The 20,981-nt window shown below is 66.7% G+C and carries 17 protein-coding genes; 2 read left to right on the forward strand and 15 right to left on the reverse strand.

What is annotated here, in order from left to right:
• Positions 1-151: 151 nt before the first annotated feature.
• The 6 genes from infB to AC14A7_RS07595 form a co-directional block, all read right to left on the reverse strand.
• Positions 152-2,833: a translation initiation factor IF-2 gene (infB, locus tag AC14A7_RS07570; RefSeq protein WP_484007788.1), complete on the reverse strand. Its 2,682-nt coding sequence runs from the start codon at positions 2,831-2,833 to the stop codon at positions 152-154.
• A 93-nt stretch (positions 2,834-2,926) separates the two neighbouring features.
• Positions 2,927-3,292, reverse strand: coding sequence for a YlxR family protein (locus AC14A7_RS07575; protein ID WP_484007881.1), 366 nt, complete (start codon positions 3,290-3,292; stop codon positions 2,927-2,929).
• A gap of 10 nt (positions 3,293-3,302) precedes the next feature.
• Positions 3,303-4,307, reverse strand: coding sequence for a transcription termination factor NusA (gene nusA / locus AC14A7_RS07580; protein WP_484007790.1), 1,005 nt, complete (start codon positions 4,305-4,307; stop codon positions 3,303-3,305).
• A gap of 66 nt (positions 4,308-4,373) precedes the next feature.
• On the reverse strand, positions 4,374-6,131 hold the full coding sequence (locus AC14A7_RS07585) for a proline--tRNA ligase (protein ID WP_484007792.1): 1,758 nt from the start codon (positions 6,129-6,131) through the stop codon (positions 4,374-4,376).
• 20 nt (positions 6,132-6,151) lie between these two features.
• Positions 6,152-7,300, reverse strand: coding sequence for a flavodoxin-dependent (E)-4-hydroxy-3-methylbut-2-enyl-diphosphate synthase (ispG, locus tag AC14A7_RS07590; RefSeq protein ID WP_484007794.1), 1,149 nt, complete (start codon positions 7,298-7,300; stop codon positions 6,152-6,154).
• A gap of 88 nt (positions 7,301-7,388) precedes the next feature.
• On the reverse strand, positions 7,389-8,714 hold the full coding sequence (locus AC14A7_RS07595; protein WP_484007796.1) for a M50 family metallopeptidase: 1,326 nt from the start codon (positions 8,712-8,714) through the stop codon (positions 7,389-7,391).
• A 93-nt stretch (positions 8,715-8,807) separates the two neighbouring features.
• Here AC14A7_RS07595 and AC14A7_RS07600 point away from each other — a divergent pair, with 93 nt between their 5' ends.
• Positions 8,808-10,376, forward strand: coding sequence for a serine/threonine-protein kinase (locus AC14A7_RS07600; RefSeq protein ID WP_484007798.1), 1,569 nt, complete (start codon positions 8,808-8,810; stop codon positions 10,374-10,376).
• Here the strand turns inward: AC14A7_RS07600 and dxr are convergent.
• The 4 genes from dxr to AC14A7_RS07620 all read right to left on the reverse strand — a co-directional run bounded on the left by dxr (position 10,373) and on the right by AC14A7_RS07620 (position 14,041).
• Positions 10,373-11,461 (reverse strand): 1-deoxy-D-xylulose-5-phosphate reductoisomerase, encoded by a 1,089-nt coding sequence (dxr, locus tag AC14A7_RS07605; RefSeq protein ID WP_484007799.1) that lies wholly within the window; start codon positions 11,459-11,461, stop codon positions 10,373-10,375. The two genes, AC14A7_RS07600 and dxr, sit on opposite strands and share 4 nt — an antisense overlap.
• Positions 11,462-11,468: 7 nt before the next feature.
• The gene (locus tag AC14A7_RS07610; protein WP_484007801.1) at positions 11,469-12,434 is read right to left on the reverse strand and encodes an FKBP-type peptidyl-prolyl cis-trans isomerase; all 966 of its coding nucleotides are present in this window, start codon (positions 12,432-12,434) and stop codon (positions 11,469-11,471) included.
• A gap of 83 nt (positions 12,435-12,517) precedes the next feature.
• Positions 12,518-13,528, reverse strand: a complete 1,011-nt coding sequence (locus AC14A7_RS07615; protein WP_484007803.1) for a DUF2330 domain-containing protein — start codon at positions 13,526-13,528, stop codon at positions 12,518-12,520.
• A 42-nt stretch (positions 13,529-13,570) separates the two neighbouring features.
• Complete coding sequence (locus AC14A7_RS07620; protein ID WP_484007805.1) at positions 13,571-14,041, reverse strand: OsmC family protein; 471 nt, start codon at positions 14,039-14,041, stop codon at positions 13,571-13,573.
• A gap of 14 nt (positions 14,042-14,055) precedes the next feature.
• Here AC14A7_RS07620 and gabT point away from each other — a divergent pair, with 14 nt between their 5' ends.
• Positions 14,056-15,381, forward strand: a complete 1,326-nt coding sequence (gabT, locus tag AC14A7_RS07625) for a 4-aminobutyrate--2-oxoglutarate transaminase (RefSeq protein WP_484007807.1) — start codon at positions 14,056-14,058, stop codon at positions 15,379-15,381.
• Here the strand turns inward: gabT and AC14A7_RS07630 are convergent.
• The 5 genes from AC14A7_RS07630 to AC14A7_RS07650 are packed head-to-tail and all read right to left on the reverse strand — an operon-like array spanning position 15,378 to position 20,846.
• On the reverse strand, positions 15,378-16,733 hold the full coding sequence (locus tag AC14A7_RS07630) for a transaminase (RefSeq protein ID WP_484007809.1): 1,356 nt from the start codon (positions 16,731-16,733) through the stop codon (positions 15,378-15,380). The two genes, gabT and AC14A7_RS07630, sit on opposite strands and share 4 nt — an antisense overlap.
• Positions 16,733-17,542, reverse strand: coding sequence for an ABC transporter permease (locus AC14A7_RS07635; RefSeq protein ID WP_484007811.1), 810 nt, complete (start codon positions 17,540-17,542; stop codon positions 16,733-16,735). The genes AC14A7_RS07630 and AC14A7_RS07635 overlap by 1 nt, the downstream gene beginning before the upstream one ends.
• Positions 17,542-18,459 carry an ABC transporter permease gene (locus AC14A7_RS07640; RefSeq protein ID WP_484007813.1) on the reverse strand — a complete coding sequence of 306 codons (918 nt, stop codon included), beginning with the start codon at positions 18,457-18,459 and terminating at the stop codon, positions 17,542-17,544. Before AC14A7_RS07640 ends, AC14A7_RS07635 begins: the two co-directional genes overlap by 1 nt.
• 3 nt (positions 18,460-18,462) lie before the next feature.
• Positions 18,463-19,668, reverse strand: coding sequence for an ABC transporter ATP-binding protein (locus tag AC14A7_RS07645; RefSeq protein WP_484007815.1), 1,206 nt, complete (start codon positions 19,666-19,668; stop codon positions 18,463-18,465).
• A 2-nt stretch (positions 19,669-19,670) separates the two neighbouring features.
• On the reverse strand, positions 19,671-20,846 hold the full coding sequence (locus AC14A7_RS07650) for an ABC transporter substrate-binding protein (RefSeq protein WP_484007817.1): 1,176 nt from the start codon (positions 20,844-20,846) through the stop codon (positions 19,671-19,673).
• Positions 20,847-20,981 lie beyond the last annotated feature (135 nt).

Consider the following 20,981-nt stretch of genomic DNA (forward strand, 5'->3'; position numbering starts at 1 on the left):
ATCTGCCATACGAAAAACCCTCCCCAACCATTGAACGTGAGGCTAAGCCCTCACGAGATCGGGCGATGGATGCCGGTGTCCAGGTAAGGAGACTCGGGGGAGGGGCCCCGTTTTCCGTGCTGGGCACCGGCATCCAACGCCGTACAGCGAACTAGACGCGGGGCTTTTCCTTCAGCTCGATCGTCTCGATCTCATCCCCGATCTGGATGTCGTTGAACTTGCCGAGCCCGATACCGGCCTCGAAGTCCGTGCGAACCTCGGTGACGTCATCCTTGAAGCGACGCAGCGACTCGATGGCCAGGTTGTCGCCGACGACGATCCCGTCGCGGATGACGCGCGCCTTGGCGTTTCGCGTGATCGTTCCCGACCGCACGATGACACCAGCGACGTTGCCGAACTTGGAGGAGCTGAAGACCTCGCGGATCTCCGCGACGCCCGACTGCACCTCCTCGTACTCCGGCTTGAGCATTCCCTTGAGGGAGTTCTCGATGTCGTCGATGGCCGCGTAGATGACCGAGTAGAACCGAACATCCACGCCCTCGCGCTGTGCGCGGTCGCGGGCCTTCGGGTCAGGGCGAACGTTGAAGCCGATGATGATGGCGTTGTCGACCGTTGCGAGGTTGACGTCGCTCTCGGTGACAGCACCGACACCGCGGTGGATGATGCGCAGCTGCACGCTGTCGTCGACCTCGATCTTGAGCAGCGACTCCTCGAGCGCCTCGACGGCACCGGAGACGTCACCCTTGAGGATGAGGTTGAGCGACTCGACCTTGCCGTCTTCGAGGGCCTTGGTGAAGTCCTCGAGGCTGATGCGCTTGCGGCTGCGGGCCAGCAGCGCGTTGCGCTCCACTGCCTCGCGCTTCTCGGCGATCTGGCGGGCCGTGCGGTCGTCGTCGGTCACGAGGAACGTGTCACCGGCTCGGGGAACGGACGTGAGTCCGAGCACCGAGACGGGGCGCGCTGGCGTGGCGAACTCGACCGGGTTGCCGTTCTCGTCGAACATCGCGCGAACGCGGCCGTAGGCCGTTCCTGCGACGATCGGGTCTCCGACCTCGAGGGTTCCCGACTGGATGAGCACGGTCGCGACTGCACCGCGCCCCTTGTCGAGCTTGGCCTCGATCGCGACGCCGCGGGCATCCTTGTTCGGGTTTGCCCGCATGTCGAGACCGGCGTCTGCCGTCAGCAGCACGGCGTCGAGCAGCGTGTCGATGCCGATGTTGTTGAGAGCAGAGACGTCGACGAACATCGTGTCTCCGCCGTACTCCTCTGCCACGAGGCCGAACTCGGTGAGCTGCTGGCGCACCTTGGCCGGGTTCGCGCCGTCCTTATCGATCTTGTTGACGGCGACGACGATCGGAACACCGGCGGCCTGGGCGTGGTTGAGCGCCTCGACCGTCTGCGGCATGATGCCGTCGTCAGCCGCGACCACGAGGATCGCGATGTCGGTGACCTGCGCACCACGAGCACGCATGGCGGTGAACGCCTCGTGACCCGGCGTGTCGATGAAGGTGATGGCGCGCTCGATGCCCTCGTGCTCTGCGACGACCTGGTAGGCACCGATGTGCTGGGTGATTCCACCCGCCTCACCGGCGACGACATTGGCGTTGCGGATCGCGTCGAGGAGCTTCGTCTTACCGTGGTCGACGTGGCCCATGACGGTCACGACCGGCGGACGGATCTCGAGGTCCTCGTCGTTCTCGTCCTCTAGCTCCTGGTCGAGGTCGAGGTCGAAGCCGGCGAGCAGCTCGCGGTCCTCATCCTCTGGCGAGACCATCTGGATCTTGAAGCCGAGCTCGTCACCGAGGATCTCGAAGGTCGCCTCGTCGAGGGACTCCGTCGCCGTGGCCATCTGGCCGAGGTGGAAGAGGACCGTGACGAGGTTTCCGGGGCTGGTGTCGATCTTGTCGGCGAAGTCGGTGATCGACGCGCCACGACGAAGGCGGATGACGGTCGAGCCATCACCGCGGGGAACACTGACACCACCGAGCGACGGGGCTTCGCGCAGCTCGAACTCGGCGCGCTTCGTGCGCTTCGACTTGCGTGCCTTGCTCTTGCCGCCACCGCGGCCGAATGCTCCAGCGGTTCCACCGCCGGGACCGCGACCGCGACCGCCTGCTGGCGGACGGTTCGGGCCGAAGTTGGATCCGGGTGTTCCCGGTGCTCCACCGGCTCCACCGGGGCGGAAGCCGCCGGCACCGGCCGGACGACCCGCGCCACCCGGGCGCTGGCCTGCACCACCCGGGCGCTGCCCGGCTACACCGGGACGGAAGCCGCCCTGGCCGGGGCCGCCGGGACGCGGGGCTCCGGGACGCGGGGCTCCCGGGCGCGGGATGCCGGTCGCCGAGGCGCCCGGTCGCTGCATGCCCTGGTTCGACGCGAACGGGTTGTTGCCAGGACGCGGGATGCCGGGGCGTGCCGCGCTCTGGGTCGTGCCGAAGGGGTTGTTGCCAGGGCGCGGAATGCTCGGGCGCTCTGCGTCAACGGGAGCGGGGTTCGCGGCAGCCGCCTCGGCCTGGGCCTGGCGCTCTGCAACGGTCAGCGGAGCGGGGGCGGGAGCCTCAGCCTCGTCGTGGGTCTCTACAACCGGGGCTGCAGGGGCGGCGGGAGCCGGCTTGGCCGCGGCCGGCTTGGCCGGTGCTGCCTTGGGGGCGGCGGGGGCGGCTGGCTTGATGCCCTCCGCCTCGAGGGCTGCCTTCACCCGTCGTGCGACGGGCGGTGCGATGCTGGAGGACGGTCCCTTGACGAACTCGCCCATTGTCTTGAGGTGCTCAAGAACGATCTTGCTTTCAATGCCGAGTTCAGCTGCGATCTCGTGCACGCGTGGATTAGCCACAAATTCTCCTGTCTGGGTCTGCGCCCAGAGCAGGGAGCAGACATTTAGTGGACGGAACTCATTTCGAGCCGCTCATTAGTTGTCCATGTGTTTTCAGCCATTTCGTCTCGGGGAGTCGGTCGACTCCCCTGCCAATGCCAGAACTCGTGCCGTGTCGAGCGCCGTCGAGACCCGCAGCGCCCGGCCGAAGGCCCGGCGCTTGATCGCGGTCTCAACGCACTCGCGCGTGGGATGAACCCACGCGCCTCGACCGGGAAGTGTCGCAGACGGATCTGCGACAACCGCGCCATCCCGCGCGACAACCCTCAGCAGGGAGGGTTTGTCAGTGCGAAGACGGCAACCGATGCACGTTCTAACGGGATACAGCCTACTCCTCCAAAATGGAGTCGGGCTGTGTTTGCAGCGTTCCGGCGCGAGACAACGCTCTACGCGTTGTCCCGGCCGCGCGCGAATGGATATTCACGCTCTGCTAACCCTCAAGGATTGAGTCGGGTTGAATATCGATTCGCGCGCCCGTGAGCTTGGCCGCGAGGCGGGCGTTCTGGCCCTCCTTGCCGATCGCGAGCGAGAGCTGGTAGTCGGGAACGAGGGCGCGAACCGCCTTCGTCGACTCGTCGATGACGTACGAGCTCGACACCTTGGCGGGTGAGAGCGCGTTGGCGACGAAGGTCGCCAGGTCGTCGGAGTAGTCGACGATGTCGATCTTCTCGTTGTTGAGCTCTGCCGTGACCGCGCGCACGCGCTGGCCGAGCTCTCCGATGCAGGCACCCTTGGCGTTGATTCCGGCCTCGGTGGCACGAACCGCCATCTTGGTGCGGTGACCGGCCTCGCGGGCAACAGAGGTGATCTCGACGAGTCCGCTCGCGATCTCCGGAACCTCAAGGGCGAAGAGCTTGCGCACGAGGGAGGGGTGCGTGCGGCTCACCGTGATCTGCGGGCCCTTGAGACCGCGGGCGACACTCGTGACGTAGACGCGGATGCGGGATCCGTGCGCGTAGTCCTCGCTCGGCACCTGCTCCTCTGGCGGCAGGATCGCCTCGATCGACCCGAGGTCGACGTGGATCATGCGCGGGTTCGGGCCCTGCTGGATGACGCCGGCGACGATATCGCCCTCGCGCCCCTTGAACTCGCCGAGCACCTTGTCGTCGCCGATGTCGCGCAGGCGCTGGTTGATGACCTGCTTGGCCGCGAAGGCGGCGATGCGGCCGAAGTCGCGAGGGTCTTCCTCCGCCTCGCCGATGACATTGCCCTCGTCGTCATGCTCTGCGACGAATACAGAGACCTTGCCGGTCTTGCGGTCGAGCGAGACTCTGGCGTGCGATGCGTGCTCGCCGTCGCCCGGCTTGCGGTCGCTCTCGCCAGTGTGCTTGAGGTAGGCCGTGAGGATGGCCTGCTCGATGATCGCAACGAGTTCCTCGAATGGAATCTCGCGCTCACGTTCCATGAGTCGCAGTACGCTCAGGTCGATTTCCACTGAGGGCCTCCGATATTTTATTGTTGTCATCAGGCTGCGAATGCGCAGCCACCCAAGGATACCCGCTTAGCCTGCGAGGCGCGCCACGGCATCCGCGACGCTCAGTGCGGTGCGCTCGCCCGTGCGGCGATCCCAGTGCTCGACCATGCCGTCGGCCGCGCTGCGGCCGACGATGATGATCTCTGGAACACCGAGCAGTTCTGCGTCGCCGAACTTGACGCCGGGCGAGACCTTGGGCCGGTCGTCGAGCAGCACGTCGAGCCGGCGTGCCTCGAGATCCGCGGCAAGCTTCTCCGCCACCTCGTAGACGACCTCCTCGCGGCCCGCGGCGATGACGTGCACGTCGTATGGCGCGACGTTCTTTGGCCAGATGAGGCCCTTCTCGTCATTGTTCGACTCGGCGATGACGGCCATGATTCGCGTGACGCCGATGCCGTAGGAGCCCATCGTGACGGTGACGAGTTTGCCGTTCTCATCGAGCACCTTGAGGCCGAGGGCCTCTGCGTACTTGCGACCGAGCTGGAACACGTGCCCGATCTCCATACCGCGAGCGAGCTCGACAGGGCCGGAGCCGTCGGGAGCCTCATCCCCGGCAACGACCTCGGCGACCTCCACCGTGCCATCGGCGGCGAAGTCTCGGCCAGCCACGAGGTTGAAGACGTGACGCCCCTCCTCGTTGGCACCGGTGACCCAGCTCGTGCCCTCTGAGACGCGGGGGTCGAGGAGGTACGGGATCGTGGTGGTCGATGCCTCGCCGAGCACAGCTCCGGCGGCAGACCACGGCCCGATGTAGCCCTTCACAAGTCCCGGGTTCACGGCGAAGTCGGCCTCGGTTGCCGGTTCGACCTCCGAGGGGGCGAACGCCACCTCTGCGCGCTTGAGGTCGACGCCGCGGTCGCCGGGCAGCCCGACGACCACGAGCGAGCGGTTGCCCTCGAGGTCGGTCAGCGCGAGCACAACGTTCTTGAGGGTGTCGGACGCGGTGTAGCCACGTGCGGGGTCGATCGAGTTGGCCACAGCGACCAGCGTGTCGATGGTGGGGGTGTCGGGTGTCTCGTGCACGACGGCCGCAGGCAGCGCGTCGAACGCCACGGCAGCGGGAGCGGCGGTGGTGAATGCCTCCACGTTGGCGGCGTAGCCGCCCGCGGAGCGAACGAAGGTGTCCTCACCGACCGGGGTGGGGTGCAGGAACTCCTCGCTGCGCGATCCGCCCATCGCACCGGCATCGGCCTTGACGATGACGTAGTCGAGACCGAGGCGGGTGAAGATGCGCTCATAGGCGTCGCGGTGCTGCTGGTACGACACGTCGAGTCCGGCATCCGTGTGGTCGAAGCTGTAGCTGTCCTTCATCGAGAACTCACGACCGCGCAGCAGTCCCGCGCGGGGCCGCGCCTCATCCCGGTACTTGTCCTGGATCTGGTAGATCGAGAGGGGAAGGTCTTTGTAGCTCGAGTACAGGTCTTTCACGAGCAGCGTGAAGACCTCCTCGTGTGTCGGCGCGAGCAGGTAGTCGGCGCCCTTGCGGTCTTTCAAACGGAAGATGCCGTCGCCGTACTCCGTCCAGCGGTTGGTGACCTCGTAGGGCTCCCGGGGCAGGAGTGCGGGAAAGTGCACCTCCTGCGCGCCGAACGATCCCATCTCCTCGCGGATGATGTCCTCGATCTTGCGACGCACCTTGAGCCCCAACGGCAGCCACGCGAACACGCCGGGAGCCTGCCGGCGGATGTAGCCGGCCCGCACCAGGAGGCGGTGGCTGGCGACCTCGGCGTCAACCGGGTCTTCACGGAGCGTACGGACGAAGAGCTGCGAGAGGCGAGTTGGCACCCGCCTATGTTACTTGCGAGCTACGCCGTGACGACGACGGGGCTGCCCGTCGCGCTCGCTGGCATCTCTGCGGCGAGGCGGTTGGCCTCCTCGATGAGGGTCGCGACGATCTCTGCCTCTGGCACGGTCTTGATGACCTCGCCCTTGACGAAGATCTGGCCGCGGCCGTTGCCGCTAGCCACGCCGAGGTCGGCCTCACGCGCCTCGCCCGGTCCGTTGACCACGCAGCCCATAACGGCGACGCGCAGCGGAACGGTCATCTTCTCCAGGCCCGCGGTGACGTCGTTGGCGAGCTGGTAGACGTCGACCTGGGCGCGACCGCAGCTCGGGCAGGAGACGATCTCGAGCTTGCGCTCGCGCAGGCCGAGCGACTGCAGGATCTGCAGGCCGACCTTGACCTCCTGCGCCGGCGGCGCAGAGAGGGAGACACGGATGGTGTCGCCGATGCCCTCGGACAGCAGCACGCCGAAGGCGGTTGCGCTCTTGATCGTGCCCTGGAACTCCGGCCCTGCCTCGGTGACACCGAGGTGCAGCGGCCAGTCGCCGCGCTCGGCGAGCAGCCGGTAGGCCTTGATCATGGTCACGGGATCGTTGTGCTTGACCGAGATCTTGAAGTCGTGGAAGTCGTGCTCCTCGAAGAGGCTCGCCTCCCAGACGGCGCTCTCGACGAGAGCCTCTGGCGTTGCCTTGCCGTACTTCTGCAGCAGGCTCGGCTCGAGGGAGCCGGCGTTGACGCCGATGCGGATGCTGATGCCGGCATCCTTCGCCGCTTTCGCGATCGCGCCGACCTGGTCGTCGAACTTGCGGATGTTGCCGGGGTTCACGCGCACGGCGCCGACACCGGCGTCGATCGCCGCGAACACGTACTTCGGCTGGAAGTGGATGTCGGCGATCACGGGGATCTGGCTCTTCATCGCGATGATCTTGAGCGCGTCGGCGTCGTCTTGGTGGGGAACCGCGACGCGCACGATGTCGCAGCCCGTGGCCGTGAGCTCGGCGATCTGCTGCAGCGTTGCATTGATGTTCGTGGTCTGCGTCGTCGTCATCGACTGCACGCTGACCTGCGATTCACTGCCAACCCCGACCTTGCCAACGGCAATCTGGCGAGTCTTGCGGCGCGGGTGGAGGGTCTCGGGGGCTTTGGGCAGACCCAAATTGACGGCAGGCACGACAACAATTCTATCGGCCCCGGCTGGTGGCCGCGTGGGCCGTGTGCCTCCGGATTGGATTCGGCGGCGCAGCCAGAGAAAAACGCGGCTACAAGATCGAGATCGGCTTGACGATGTCTGCGTAGATCAGCAGCACGCTCATGAGGCCGAGCACGATCACGACGGCGAACGTGAGGGGAATCAGCTTCGCCACGTCGAACGGCCCGGGATCCGGCTTACCCCGCAGGGTCGCGATGCGCCGCCTGACCGCATCGAAGAGCGCGTTCGCAACGTGCCCGCCGTCGAGAGGCATGAGCGGGATGAGGTTGAAGACGAAGAGCGCGACGTTGAGCGAGGCGAGCACCTGGATGAGGGCAGAGGCGCGATCCGCGACGGGGACGCTGTCGAGGCTCGTGATCTCTCCCGCGATGCGCCCGACGCCGACGACGCTGATCGGGCCCTCCGGATCGCGCTCGTCTGGACCGAATGCCGCATTCCAGACATCGACGAGCCGCTGAGGAAGGTGAAGGATGATGTTGACAACCCGAACGATGTTGTCGCCGACCAGCGGCAGCACCGCCGTCACCGGCTGCTGCACCGTCTCGTAGGCGGAGCCGATGCCGAGGAATCCGACCTTCTGCACGATGGGCTCGCCGTCGGCATCCTTCTCGACCACGCCGTTCTCGTCGGCAACGTAGCGCTCGGTCAGCAGCGGCGTGGCGACGAGCGTCAGCGTTAAGCCGTCGCGCTCAACGACGATGTCGATATCGGTGCCCGCCGAGTCGCGGATGATCTCGGTCGCCTCATTCCACGAGTCGACCTCTGTGCCGTCGACGCTGAGGATGCGGTCGCCCGGCGCAAGTCCGGCCGCGGCTCCCGGTGCCTGCTCGTCATCGGGCGCGCACTCCGTCGCTGAACTGGTCGACGGGATGACGCACTCGCTCACCGAGCCGATGGTCGTGCTCGCCTGCGGGATTCCGAACCCGCACAGCACAACGGCATAGAGCAGGATGCCGATGAGCAGGTTCATGAACGGCCCGCCGAGCATGATGATGATGCGCTTCCAGGTGGCGAGGCTGTAGAAGACGCGGTTCTCGTCAGCGGCGACCGTGTCTGCGCTTGGTGTGCGGGCATCCTGCATGAGGGTCTCGAAGAAGCCGGTGCTCGCGGTGCGCGCACGGCCGCCCGGCTGCAACGGCGGGTACATTCCCGACATCGAGATGTAGCCGCCCATCGGGATGGCCTTGACGCCGTACTCCGTCTCGCCGAACTTTCGCGACCAGAGTGTCGGGCCGAAGCCGATCATGTACTGGCCGACGCGAACGCCGAACCGCTTGGCCGGCACGAGGTGCCCGATCTCGTGCAGCCCGATGGAGAGCGTGATGCCGACCACCATGATGAGGATGCCAAGGATGTACAGCAGCACGGTTTCCACGCGCTAACCATAGACCCGTTGATTCGAGAGGACGCTGAGTCGCGCGAATACCGGTCAGTGGATGCCGGGCGCGACCGCGTAAACTTCGGGCCAATGACTAGCAGCGACGCACACACACCCGGCATCGGCGATCTCGTGGCCGGCCGCTACCGCATCGAATCGGTCATCGGCACCGGAGGAATGGCGGTCGTCTACCGCGCCCTCGACGAGGAGCTCGGCAGAGCCGTCGCACTCAAGGTGTTCCGCGACAGCGTCGTTGACGCCGCGAGCGTTGCTCGTCAGGCAGAGGAGATCCGCCTGATCGCGAGCCTCGACCACCCCGCTCTCGTGACTCTCTACGACGCGGTACCCGGAGTGCCAGACGACCCGCACGCCACCGGGGTGCTCGTGATGCAGCTCGTCGAGGGCACGGACCTTCGTCACCTGATTGCCGCGGAGGGCCCGGTATCGCCGCAGAGGGTTGCCGCGATCGGAGCGGATGTCGCCGGGGCCCTGGCCTATGTGCACGGGCGTGGCGTCATCCACCGCGATATCTCACCGGCCAACCTGCTGCTGCCGGACCTTCAGGAGGATGGATCGCCCGCAGCCCGACTTGCCGACTTCGGCATCGCCCGGCTCATCGACTCTGCCGGGCTGACCCAGACCGGCACCGTGATCGGCACCGCGACCTACATGAGCCCGGAGCAGGCGGAGGGCAAGCCGCTCACCCCTGCGAGCGATATCTACTCGCTCGGACTCACGCTCCTGGAGGCGCTCTCTGGCGAGCGCGCCTTTGCGGGCACCGCCATCGAGTCAGCGATGGCGAGACTGAGCAGTGATCCGGTGATTCCCGGCTCGCTCGGAGCGGGTTGGGGATCCCTGCTCACCGCCATGACTGCCCGCTCCCCCGATGACCGCCCGACCGCGCTCGACGCGCTGGCATCGCTGCGAGAGCTCGCGCTCGTGAGCGATGCGGACGTGACCGCCGCGACGGCGCTGCTGCCCGCTGCCACCGCGGTGCTTCCCGCTGCCACGAAGCTCATGCCAGCGGCCGCGCTGGCATCGGCAGACGCGGCCACGGAGGTGCTGCGATCCAGCGCGCCAGCCGCGACGGAGGTGCTGCGGAAAGAGACAACGACCTCGACCCCACCGAAGGCCAAATCCTCGCCCGATCGCCGTCGCGTGATACTCATCCTCGTAGTCGTGGCCGTCATTGCCGCCCTGATCACCGTCTCCCTCATCGCCGCGAGCCTCTCTGGCCTCGGCGGACAGGTCGCGCCGCCAGAGACGCAGTCCTCCCCCAGCGTCGAGCCGGAGCCCGTCGTCGAGGAGCCCGTCGAACCGGTCTACCCGGCCGTCGAGGGCGAGCTCGGAGCCTCGCTCGCTGCCCTCCAGGAGCTCGTCGCCTACGGCCGCTTCGACGACACTCTCGCCGGAGCCCTGCAGCAGCAGGTGCTCGCTGTGTCGACGAGCGCGGCTGCCGGCGACTTCGAGTCGGCGCTGTCTCAGCTGGAGTCGCTCAAGGATGCCGTTGACGACGCTCGGGATGCCGGCACGATCGACGGGCCAGTCGCCGACGAGCTGCGCCGCGCCATCGACGAGGTCAAGAAAGACCTCGAGGAGGCGCAGGACGCCGCCGACGGTGGCCGCGACAAGCCGGGCAAGGGGCCGAAGGACGGCTAGGAGGCGGCGATCCGCTCGTCTGCGGTTCTGCGCCCCCATGCCTCGGCGTCGAGAACGACATCGAGGCTGAGCTCTGACGACTCCGAGTGGGCGTCCACCGTCGCTCTGACGACGTCGAGGATGCCAAGGTAGCCGATGCGGCCGGCATGGAACGCGAGCACCGCCTGCTCGTTGGCGGCATTGAACACGGCGGGGAATGTTCCGCCAGCGACGCCTACCTGCTTTGCGAGCGCAACGGCCGGGAACGCCTGCTCGTCGAGGGGGGCGAAGGTCCACTCGCTCGCCACGGTCCAGTCGAGCGGGGCACCAACGCCGGCGACGCGGTTAGGCCAGTCCAGGCCGAGCGAGATGGGCAGCTTCATGTTGGGAGGGCTCGCCTGCGCGATCGTCGAGCCGTCGATGAACTCGACCATGGAATGGACGATCGACTGCGGATGCACGGTCACGTCGATGCGGTCGTACGGAACGTCGAACAGAAGGTGCGCCTCGATCACCTCAAGGCCCTTGTTGACGAGAGTCGCGGAGTTCGTCGTGATGACGAGGCCCATGTCCCAGGTGGGGTGGGCCAGTGCCTGGGCTGGCGTGACATCGCGCAGCGACTCCCGGCTTCGACCGCGGAACGGGCCACCCGATGCCGTCAGCACGAGCCGTCGCACCTCGCTCGCCGACCCGCTGCGCAGGGCCTGCGCGATCGCAGAGTGCTCCGAGTCGACGGGAACGAGCTGACCGGGAGCCGCGCGGCCGGTGACAAGAGCGCCGCCGACGATGAGGCTCTCTTTGTTGGCGAGGGCGAGGGTCTTGCCCGACTCCAGTGCGGCGAGGGTGGGGGCGAGGCCGACAGAACCGGTGATGCCGTTGAGAACGACCTCTGCATCCACGTCTCTGGCGAGCTGCGCCGCCTCCGCGGCACCGACCGCGAGCGCGCTGACGCCGAACTCCGCTCCCTGCTGCTCAAGCACGACCCGGTTGGTGCCCGCGGCGAGCCCGACGAGCTCGAAGCGATCCGGGTTCTCTCTGATCACCTCGAGAGCCTGCACGCCGATCGACCCGGTCGAGCCGAGAACGATGACGCGACGGGCGGTCACGGTGGGCCTAGCCGGCGGCTGCTGGCGCGGTGGCGAGGATGTCGATGACGAAGACGATCGTGTCTGTCGCGGAGATCGATCCGTCGCTGCTGCCGCCGCTCGGGCCGTAGCCCAGCTCTGGCGGGATAACCACGAGCACCTGGGATCCGACCTTCTGGTCGACGAGGGCCTGGGCGAAGCCCGTGACGACACCGGTCGTGGCGAAGCTGCGGGCGCCGGAGCCCCAGCTCTGGTCGAAGACGGTCTTGGTGTTCCAGTTGATGCCCTGGTACTGCATCGTCACGGTGTCGCCGTCGCCGACGACGTCGCCATCGCCCTGCTTGAGCACGGCGAGCTTGAACTCGGCTGGCGGCGCTGCATCGGGGATCGTGATGGTGGGGGTGCCGTCCTCGGCGAGGTCGACGGTCGGCAGCGTGTCGTCCTCGACCTCGACGGGCTCGCCGTCGGCAACGCCGGATGCAACCGTGTCGACATCGATCACGAACAGCAGGCCCTCATTGGCACCGACGCCGAGGTCGGCGGAGCCGGTCTCGCCGAACGCCTCCGACCCGGGGATGACGCCGACGATGCGCGAGCCGGCCGTTGCACACTCGAGGGTCTTCGCGAGACCGACGAGCAGAAGGGACTCGCTTACCGTGAACTGCGGACGGGTCGCGGCGGTGTAGTCCGTGGCGTCGAGCTTGACGCCCGTGGTCGCGTTGTAGACGGCGAAGTCCACGAGAACGAGATCGTTGGTCGCTGCCGCCTTGCCGTCGCCCTCGATAGCCACGGTGCGCTGGGTCGACTCGACCGTCAGCGGCGCGTCGAAGGTGACCTCTGGCTCTGAGCCGAAGTCGCCCTTCACCGTGACGGCGTCCGAGACGGCGCCAGACGGGGTGCAGCCCTCCGGGGTCGGGCTTGGCGTTGGCGTCGAGCAGCCGGCAAGGGTGCCGACAAGGCCCGCCACGAGAACGAGGGCTACTGCAGTGCGCACGACGCACCCTTCTGTTGGGACTGTTTCCGGCATCCAGTCTGGCCTATTCCGGCTGTGGCTTTGCCACATAGACGCGACGGGGCCTATCTTGCCCGTCGACGACCGCGGAAGTGGCCGATGACGAGCCCGATGCCGATGAGCGTCCAGACAACCACGAGGGTTCCCACCGGCAGACCGAGCAGCGTCACCGGCCGGTAGTCGGTCACCGTCGGCAGCACGGAATCGTCGCTGATGGACTCGAAGAAGCCGATGTCGCTCGTGACCTGGTTCTTGGGATCCACGTAGGTGATGTCGAAAGCAGAGAGGTAGGCGCCGAGCTGCACGAGACGGGAGTCTGTCACCGGCCCGGCGTAGAGGTCCTCGATGTCGGCGTCGATATCGAGGGTCGGAGCGGCAGCTTGAGTGACGTCGTTGCGATGGTCGTCGAACACGAAGACGCGCACGTTCTGTTGAACAGTCTCCGACCGGGCGAGGCGCATCGGATAGACGAGGCGGTTGGTGTCGAAGGTGAGCCGGATGGGATCGATGTGCCCGTCGATCACGTCCTCACTCGTCAGCGAGATGAGGGTGAACGACCAGCCGTAGTCGGCGTAGGTCTTGATCGCGCTCGCCATCGCGTCGGAGACGACATAGCCATGGACGGTAAGCCACGCCTGCAGGCCGATGGGGTCGGATGCGGAGATGGTGGTTGTCGTGATGGGGTTCAGCGGAACCCGCTCGAGGGTGTCGGCCGCAGTCGGGAGCTCGTCGTCGACGAAGTAGTCGATGCCCCACCAGTCCTTCTCGACGAGCACTCTCGGTCGGATGACGCTCTCGATGACGTCGAAGGTTCGCAGGTCTCCAGCAGAGATCGCCGCCGGAGCAGGGGTCGGCACGATGAGTCCGGCCGACAGACTGTCGGAGTCGACGTCGAAGGTGAGCTCTATCGTCTCCTTCTCGCCGTCCCAGCTGACGATGGCGCGCTCACTCGAGGCCGTGACCGTGGTGTCGGGTGGACCGACAACACCACCGCACCCGCACGCATTGGCCGGCGCGACCGCGGAGGTAGCGAGGAGTGCGAGCGTGACGAAGCCAACCGCAAGAACTCGACGCATGACCCCAATCCTGCCAGAGGCAGAGCACAGAAGGGTTCGCGCCTAGCCGCGAACGACAACCTCCGGCTCGTGGGCGACGGCAAAATTCACCGAGGCTGCGATGAAGCACTTCTCACTCGCCTCGTGGTGGATGGCGAGGGCTACCGCAGGATCCCCCGCGCTGATCGTCACAACGGGTCGCAGGGTGGCCGAGGTGAAGTGGCCGCCACCGCCCGCTGTCTGCTCCATGGTGCCGGTCGCAGCATCCGTGTACTCCTCGACCACGATGCCGTGCAGGGTCGCCACGTGGAGGTAGCTCAGCATGTGGCACTGGCTGAGCGCGGCGAGCAGCAGCTCCTCCGGATTCCAGCGGTCAGGGTCTCCGTGGAAGACCCTGTCGCTGGAGCCCGCGATGTCGTGCTTGCCCTCTGCACTCACCACGTGGTCGCGACCGTAGGCGCGGTACGAGCTGGTTCCCGTGCCGCGATTGCCCGTCCAGCGCAGATTCATCGCGTAGTGATGCGCAAGGTTCATAGGATGAGTCCATCATGACTACCGTCGCCATCGCTGCCGAAAGACTCATCAGGACTGCCATTCCCGGTCCCCGCTCGCAGGAGCTGCAGGCCCGCCGCCTCGCCGTCGTCTCAACTGGCGTCTCCTCTGCGCTGCCCGTCTTCATCGACCGCGCTCACGGCGCGATCGTCGTCGACGTCGACGGCAACCAGTTCATCGACCTCGGCTCCGGCATCGGCGTGATGACCATCGGACACACCGACGAGGGCGTCGTCGCGGCGGCGCAAGGCCAGCTCGAGCTGCTGACGCACGCGATGTTCACCATCACGCCGTACGAGTCCTACGTTCGTGTCTGCGAACTGCTCGCAGAGCACACCCCTGGCGACTTCGCCAAGAAGTCGGTGCTGCTCAACTCCGGCGCAGAAGCCGTCGAGAACGCCGTCAAGATTGCCCGCAAGTTCACCGGTCGCAGCGGCGTCGGCGTGCTTGACCACGCCTACCACGGACGCACCAACCTCACCATGGCCATGACCTTCAAGTCGATGCCATACAAGCTGGGCTTCGGACCGTTCGCCCCCGACGTGCACCACGCGCCGAACTCCTACCCCTTCCACGACGGGCTCAGCGGCGCGGAGGCGGCAGCCCGCACGATCTCCTACCTGGAGAAGAAGGTCGGCGCCACCGATCTCGCGTGCGTCGTCGTCGAGCCGATCCAGGGCGAGGGCGGGTTCGTGGTTCCGGCTCCTGGCTATCTCGCTGCGCTGCAGGACTGGTGCACTGCCAACGGCATCGTCTTCATCGCCGACGAGATCCAGAGCGGCATGGCGCGCACCGGCCGCTACTACGCCAGCGAGCACATGGGGCTCACCCCGGATATCGTGCTGAGCGCCAAGGGAATCGCGGGAGGGCTTCCCATCGCCGCCGTCACCGGGCGGGCGGAGATCATGGATGCCTCCCACCCCGGCGGACTCGGCGGCACCTTCGCCGGCAATCCGGTCGCCGCCGCTGCTGCCGTCGCCGTCTTCGAGGCGATCGAGAGCCGCGGGCTCCTCGCGGAGGCGACGCGCATCGAGAGCGTGCTCAAGCCAGCTCTGCTCGACCTGCAGTCGCGCTACCCCGTGATCGGCGATGTGCGCGGCATCGGCGCGATGCTCGCCATCGAGTTCGTGCAGCCGGGCACGCATGAGCCCAACGCCGCAGCCGTCAGCGCGGTCACCGCCTTCGCGGCCCAGAACGGCGTGCTGCTGCTGTCGGCGGGAACCTACGGCAACGTCGTGCGTTTTCTCCCCTCGTTGGCGATCAGCGACGCGCTGCTCGCCGAGGCGGTCGGCGTGCTCGAGGAGGCGCTGAAGGCGCTCTAGGCGAAGAGGCTCTCGACAGCCTCACGGAATGCGACGGTATGGCGCTCGACGTCTGCGCTCGTGGTCACCGGGCACATGAGAGCCATGTTGTGGAACGGCGTCATGAGCACGCCGCGGTTGAGGGCGTGCAGGTGAAGGTACTGCTGCAGCTCGAAGTCGTCGGCGTCGGCCGCCTCGCCGCCGTCTCGGGGAGGCGTCGGGCGGAAGCTGTACTCGCTGCGCGCGCCGAGCTGGGTGACCTGCCACGGCACGCGGAACTCGTCGAGGGCGTCCTGCACCCCGACGGTCCACTCGCTCGCCCGCTCGATCATTCCGGGGAACACCTCTGCGGTGAGAACCTGGCCGAGAGTTGCCCGAATGCCGGCCATCGACACCGCGTTGCCGGCGAGGGTTCCACCCACTCCCCCGACGTCGATGTCCTCGAGGTCGAGGCTGTCGCGCACCCTCGCGGCCAGCGAGGCTGTCATGCCGAACGCTCCGGCCGGGATGCCGCCGCCGATCGCCTTGCCGACGACAACGGCATCTGGTTCGAGGCCATCGCGCCGGATCATGCCGCCGGGTCCGGCGCACAGCGTGTGGGTCTCGTCGATGACGAGGATGGTCGACGTCTCTGTGCACAACTCGCGCAGTGCCTCGTGCCAGCCGGGCTCCGGCAGCACGATGCCGATGTTGGTCATCGCTGGCTCGATGAGCACCGCGGCGACCTCGAGAGTGCGAAGGGCTCGCTCGAGGGCAGGGATGTCGTTGAACGGCACGACGACGGTCGTCTGGTCGAGCGGCACGGGTGCGCCGATGTTGCCGCGGCGAGAGACCACCTCGCCGTCGTCGTCGAGCACCGCGTAGGCCTCGTCAACGGTGCCGTGGTAGCAGTGGTCTATGACCAGCACTTTCGGTCTTCCCGTGACCTGGCGCGCATACCGGATGAGGCTGCGGTTCGCGTCGGTCGCCGAGAGGGTGAACTGCCAGCTCTGCACTCCGAACCGCTCCTCGAGCAGGGCGGCCGCCTCTGCCGCATCCCTCGTCGGCAGCATGAAGGTCGAGCCCTTCGCGAGCTGCTCGCTGATCGCCCGTACAGATGCCTCCGGTGCGTGACCGCACATGGCCCCGGTGTCGCCGAGGCAGAGGTCGACGTAGTCGATGCCGTCGACGTCGGTGAAGTGGGCACCGCCCGCCGCCTCGACGTAGACCGGCCAGCTGCCTGGCCACTTCGCCATCCAGAGCATCGGCACCCCGTCGGGCATGTGCGGAACGGCGTTCCTCCAGAGGTCGCCAGAGCGCGGGTGCAGCCGCTCGAACAGCTCGACCTCGTCGTTCCACAGGCGCGCGAGCCTGGTGCGATCCACGAACACCATTAGCCCGTGGCCGCTAGTCGCTTGCGCCGCGCCGCCGAGGTCAGCTGAACGGTGACGACCGCGATGATCGCGATGAAGAAGACGGCGGATGCCACGACATTCGCCTCCGCCGGCAAGCCGCGAGCCGCGGCCGTGTAGAGGAACTTCGGGAACGTGACGAACGGCCCGGAGTTGAAGTTCGTGATGATGAAGTCGTCGAAACTCAGGGCGAAGCTCAGCAGCGCCGCCGCGATGATGCCCGGCAGCAGGAGGGGGAAGGTGATGCGCAGGAACACCTGCGCCGGTGAGGCGTAGAGGTCACGACCAGCCTCCTCCATCGCCGGATCGAGGCTCGCCACCCGCGCCCGCACCGTCACGACGACGAAGCTGATGCAGAACATCGTGTGAGCGAGGATGACCGTCAGCCCGCTCTTGGGAACGCCGGCCGTCAGGAACTCGGCGGCGAGTCCAGCACCGAGCACGACCTCCGGGGTCGCCATCGGAAGGAAGAGCAGCAGGGTCGTCGCCGCCCGGAACCGGAACCGGTACCGCGCAAGGGCGATCGCGATCATGGTGCCGAGAGTCGTGGCGAGCAGGGTCGCCACGACGCCGACGAGGATGCTGTTGGCGAACGCCTGGCACACCCCCTGGGCATCGCAGAGGTTCGCCCACTTGTCGAGGGTGAAGCCGCGCCACTCGATATTGGAGCGGCGCGAGTCGTTGAACGAGAACGCGATCGTATAGACGATCGGAATCAGCATGAACACGAACGCGAGAACCGCGTAGATCCAGATGGTGTACTTCGAGAAGAAGCGGGACAGCGCATTCATCAGACGAGGTCCTCCGTTCCGCTGCGCCGCACGTAGGCCGCCACCAGCACGAGGATCGCCGCCATCAGGATGATCGACAGTGAGGCCGCCGCCGGATAGTTCTGCTGGGTGAGGAAGTTGCTCTCGATCGCATTGCCGATCATCGCGGTGTCGGGCGAGCCGAGGAACGAGTTGCTCGCATTCACGTAGTCACCCGCGGCAGGAATGAAGGTCAGGAGGGTTCCGGAGATCACACCGGGAGCAGACAGCGGGAGGGTGATGCTGAAGAACGTGCGCGCGGGACTCGCATAGAGATCGCCGCCCGCCTCGACATAGCGAAGGTCGAGCTTCTCGAGCGACGTGTAGATGGGCAGGGTCATGAACGGGATGAAGTTGTAGGCGAGCCCGAATATCACCGCGCCGGCCGTGCCGGTGACGTGCGCGTCGGCAGGCAGCACGGAGAGGTTCTTCAGCGTGCCGAGCACGATGCCCTCGTCAGAGAGGATCTGCTTCCAGGCCAGGGTGCGCAGCAGGAAGCTGATGAAGAACGGGGCGATCACCAACGTGAGCCCGAGCGCCTGCAGTAGCGGGAAGCGCCGCAGGGTCACCCCGAGGAAGTAGGCAAGCGGATAGCTGAACAGCAGCGCGAGGATCGTGGCGACGACGGCGAACCCGAACGAGCGGACAATGTGCTCCCCGTACTGCCCGACGACCGTGCCGTAGTTCGCGAACGCGAGGTCGAACTGGTACTCGCCGATGTCTCCGCCCGCGACCTTCGACTGGAGCGAGGTCATGACGAGCGAGACCAGCGGAACGAGGAAGAACAGCGCGAGATAGGCAAGACCCGGAAGCAGCAGGATGAGGGCGATCTTGCTTCGCCGACGCGGACCGGCCTCCGTCGGCGGTGCCGCTGTCGTTGTGAATGCCCCGAAAGCCATGCTCTAGGCCTCTTCCAGCTCCGCCTCGAGCTTCTCGCGTCTCTGGATCGCGAGGGAGCGCGTGGAGGTATCCGGCTCGAAGCGCGGCGTGTCCTCTGGGTCGTCGGCGAGCCCGAATCCGTGATCGACGGTCCAGGCGAGCCAGACCTCGGCCCCGACGTTGACGACCGGGCCGAAGACCATGTTCTGGGCGAAGACGACGATCGTGCCGAGTCCCTTGACCGCGACCTGGTACTGCGTGCTGACACCGCTGAACGACACGTCTGTCACGCGGCCGGGGCCGATGACGTTGGTGCCGCTGGCGGGCTTGGGCGCCGAGGTGTGCAGGATGAGCTTCTCTGGCCGCACCCCGATCGTCACCGCTCCGGCATGGCGCTGGGCTCGCTCGCGGGGCACCTCGATCTTGAGGTCGCCGACCGCGACGACGATCGAGCTGGCGCTCGACGATGTGACGGATCCCGTGAAGAGGTTGGACTGGCCAAGGAAGTTCGCGACGAACGCCGTCTTCGGCAGCTCGTACAGCTCTTCAGGCGCTCCCATCTGCTCGATCTCGCCCTTGTTCATGACCGCGACGGTGTCGGCCATGGTCATGGCCTCCTCCTGGTCGTGCGTCACGTGGAGGAAGGTCAGGCCGACATCCGACTGGATCTCCTTCAGCTCCAGCTGCATCTGCCGCCGCAGCTTGAGGTCGAGGGCGCCGAGCGGCTCATCGAGCAGCAGCAGTGCCGGCCGGTTCACCACGGCACGGGCGAGGGCAACGCGCTGCTGCTGGCCGCCGGAGAGCTGGGCGGGCTTGCGCTGGGCGACGTGGTCGAGCTCGACGAGGCGAAGCGCCTCGTGCGCGCGCGGGATCGCGTCGGAGATACGACGCCGCTTGAGCCCGAAGGCGACGTTCTCCAGCACCGTCATGTGCGGAAAGAGCGCGTAGCTCTGGAAGACGGTGTTGACCGGCCGCTGGTATGGCTTGGTCTGCGTCACGTCTTTACCGCCGATGAGGATGCGGCCAGCGGTCGGGTCCTCGAGCCCGGCCACAAGGCGAAGGGTCGTCGTCTTGCCGCACCCCGACGGACCGAGCAGGGCGAAGAACGAGCCAGCGGGGATGGTGAGGTTGAGATCCTCGATCGCCGTGAACCCGGGGAACCGCTTCGTGATCCCCACCAGCTCGAGGTCGGCGCCCGCCTCGGCGAACCCGGATCCACCCTCAGCCATGGTCAGACTCCAAGGAGGACGCTCTGGAACTGGTCCCCGAAGCTCTGCTCCTCTTCTGGGGTGAGTCCGCGGAAGATCTTGACCTTCGAGAGGGTCTCCTCGTTGGGGAAGATGAGCTGGTTGTCGGCGAGCTCAGGATCGATCTTCTCCGCCTCGGCCTTCGCTCCCTCGACCGGGGTGATGTAGTTGACCCAGGCCGCGACCTCTGCTGCGACCGCCGGGTCGTAGTAGTAGTCGATGAGCTTCTGCACGTTCTTGAGCTTCGTTGAGCCGTTGGGAACGACGAAGTTGTCGTTCCACAGCGTTCCGCCGGTCTCTGGAATGATGAACTCCCACTTGTCGCCAGACTCGGCGTTGAGCGTCGTGACGTCGCCCGACCAGACGATGGCCGCGAGGGTGTCCTCGTTGGTGAGGTCGTCGATGTACGAGTTGCCCTTGATGTTGCGGATCTGGCCGCTCTCGACCTTCTCGCGGAAGACGTCGTTTGCCTTCGCGAAGTCCTCTGCGGAGAAGTCGCTGGAGATGTCGACGCCCTGCTCGAGCATGATGAGGCCGATCGTGTCGCGCATCTCGGAGAGCACTCCGACGCGACCCTTCAGCTCTGGGGCCCAGAGGTCGCTGACATTCTTGAGGCCGCCCGGCAGCTTCTCCTTGTTCCAGCAGATGCCGGCGAACCCGCCCTGCCACGGGAGGGACTTGGTGCGACCCGGATCCCAGTCGGGGTTCGACAGGCTCGGCAGCAGGTTCTCGGTGTTCGGCATCTTTGAGCGGCCGAGATCCTGCACGTACTCCTGGCGGATGAGGCGCGCAACCATCCAGTCGGTGAGGCAGACCGTGTCGGCGCCGATGTCCTGGCCGAGGGCCAGCTGGTCTTTGACCTTGGCGTAGTAGGTGTTGTTGTCGTCGACATCGACCTGGTAGCTGACGCGGATGCCGCTCTCGTCTTCGAAGCGGTCGAGCGTCGGGTAGTCGCCGTTGTCATCCTCGTCGATATAGAGCGCCCAGTTCGCCCAGGTCAGGCTCTCGCCGGACGGCGCACATGCCGTAAGGCTCACGGCAGACGCAGCGCCGATGGTGCCAGCGGTGCCGAGGAGCATGGCGCGGCGCGACATCTGCGCCTTTCGCGCTGCGGCAACGAGGCTGCGGATCATCGGGTCTTCAGGAAGGGCTCTTGGCATCTCGTTCCACTCCTCGGGGGTCGGTTGCCGCGTAGTTCGATCTACGCCGCTCGCGTGATTTGATACTGGCACAGCGACGCGCCAATGGGCACTCCGAAGGGGCAAATCCGCCACGCTGTAACAAGAATTTCACGA

The organism is Conyzicola sp. (genome assembly GCF_057073975.1).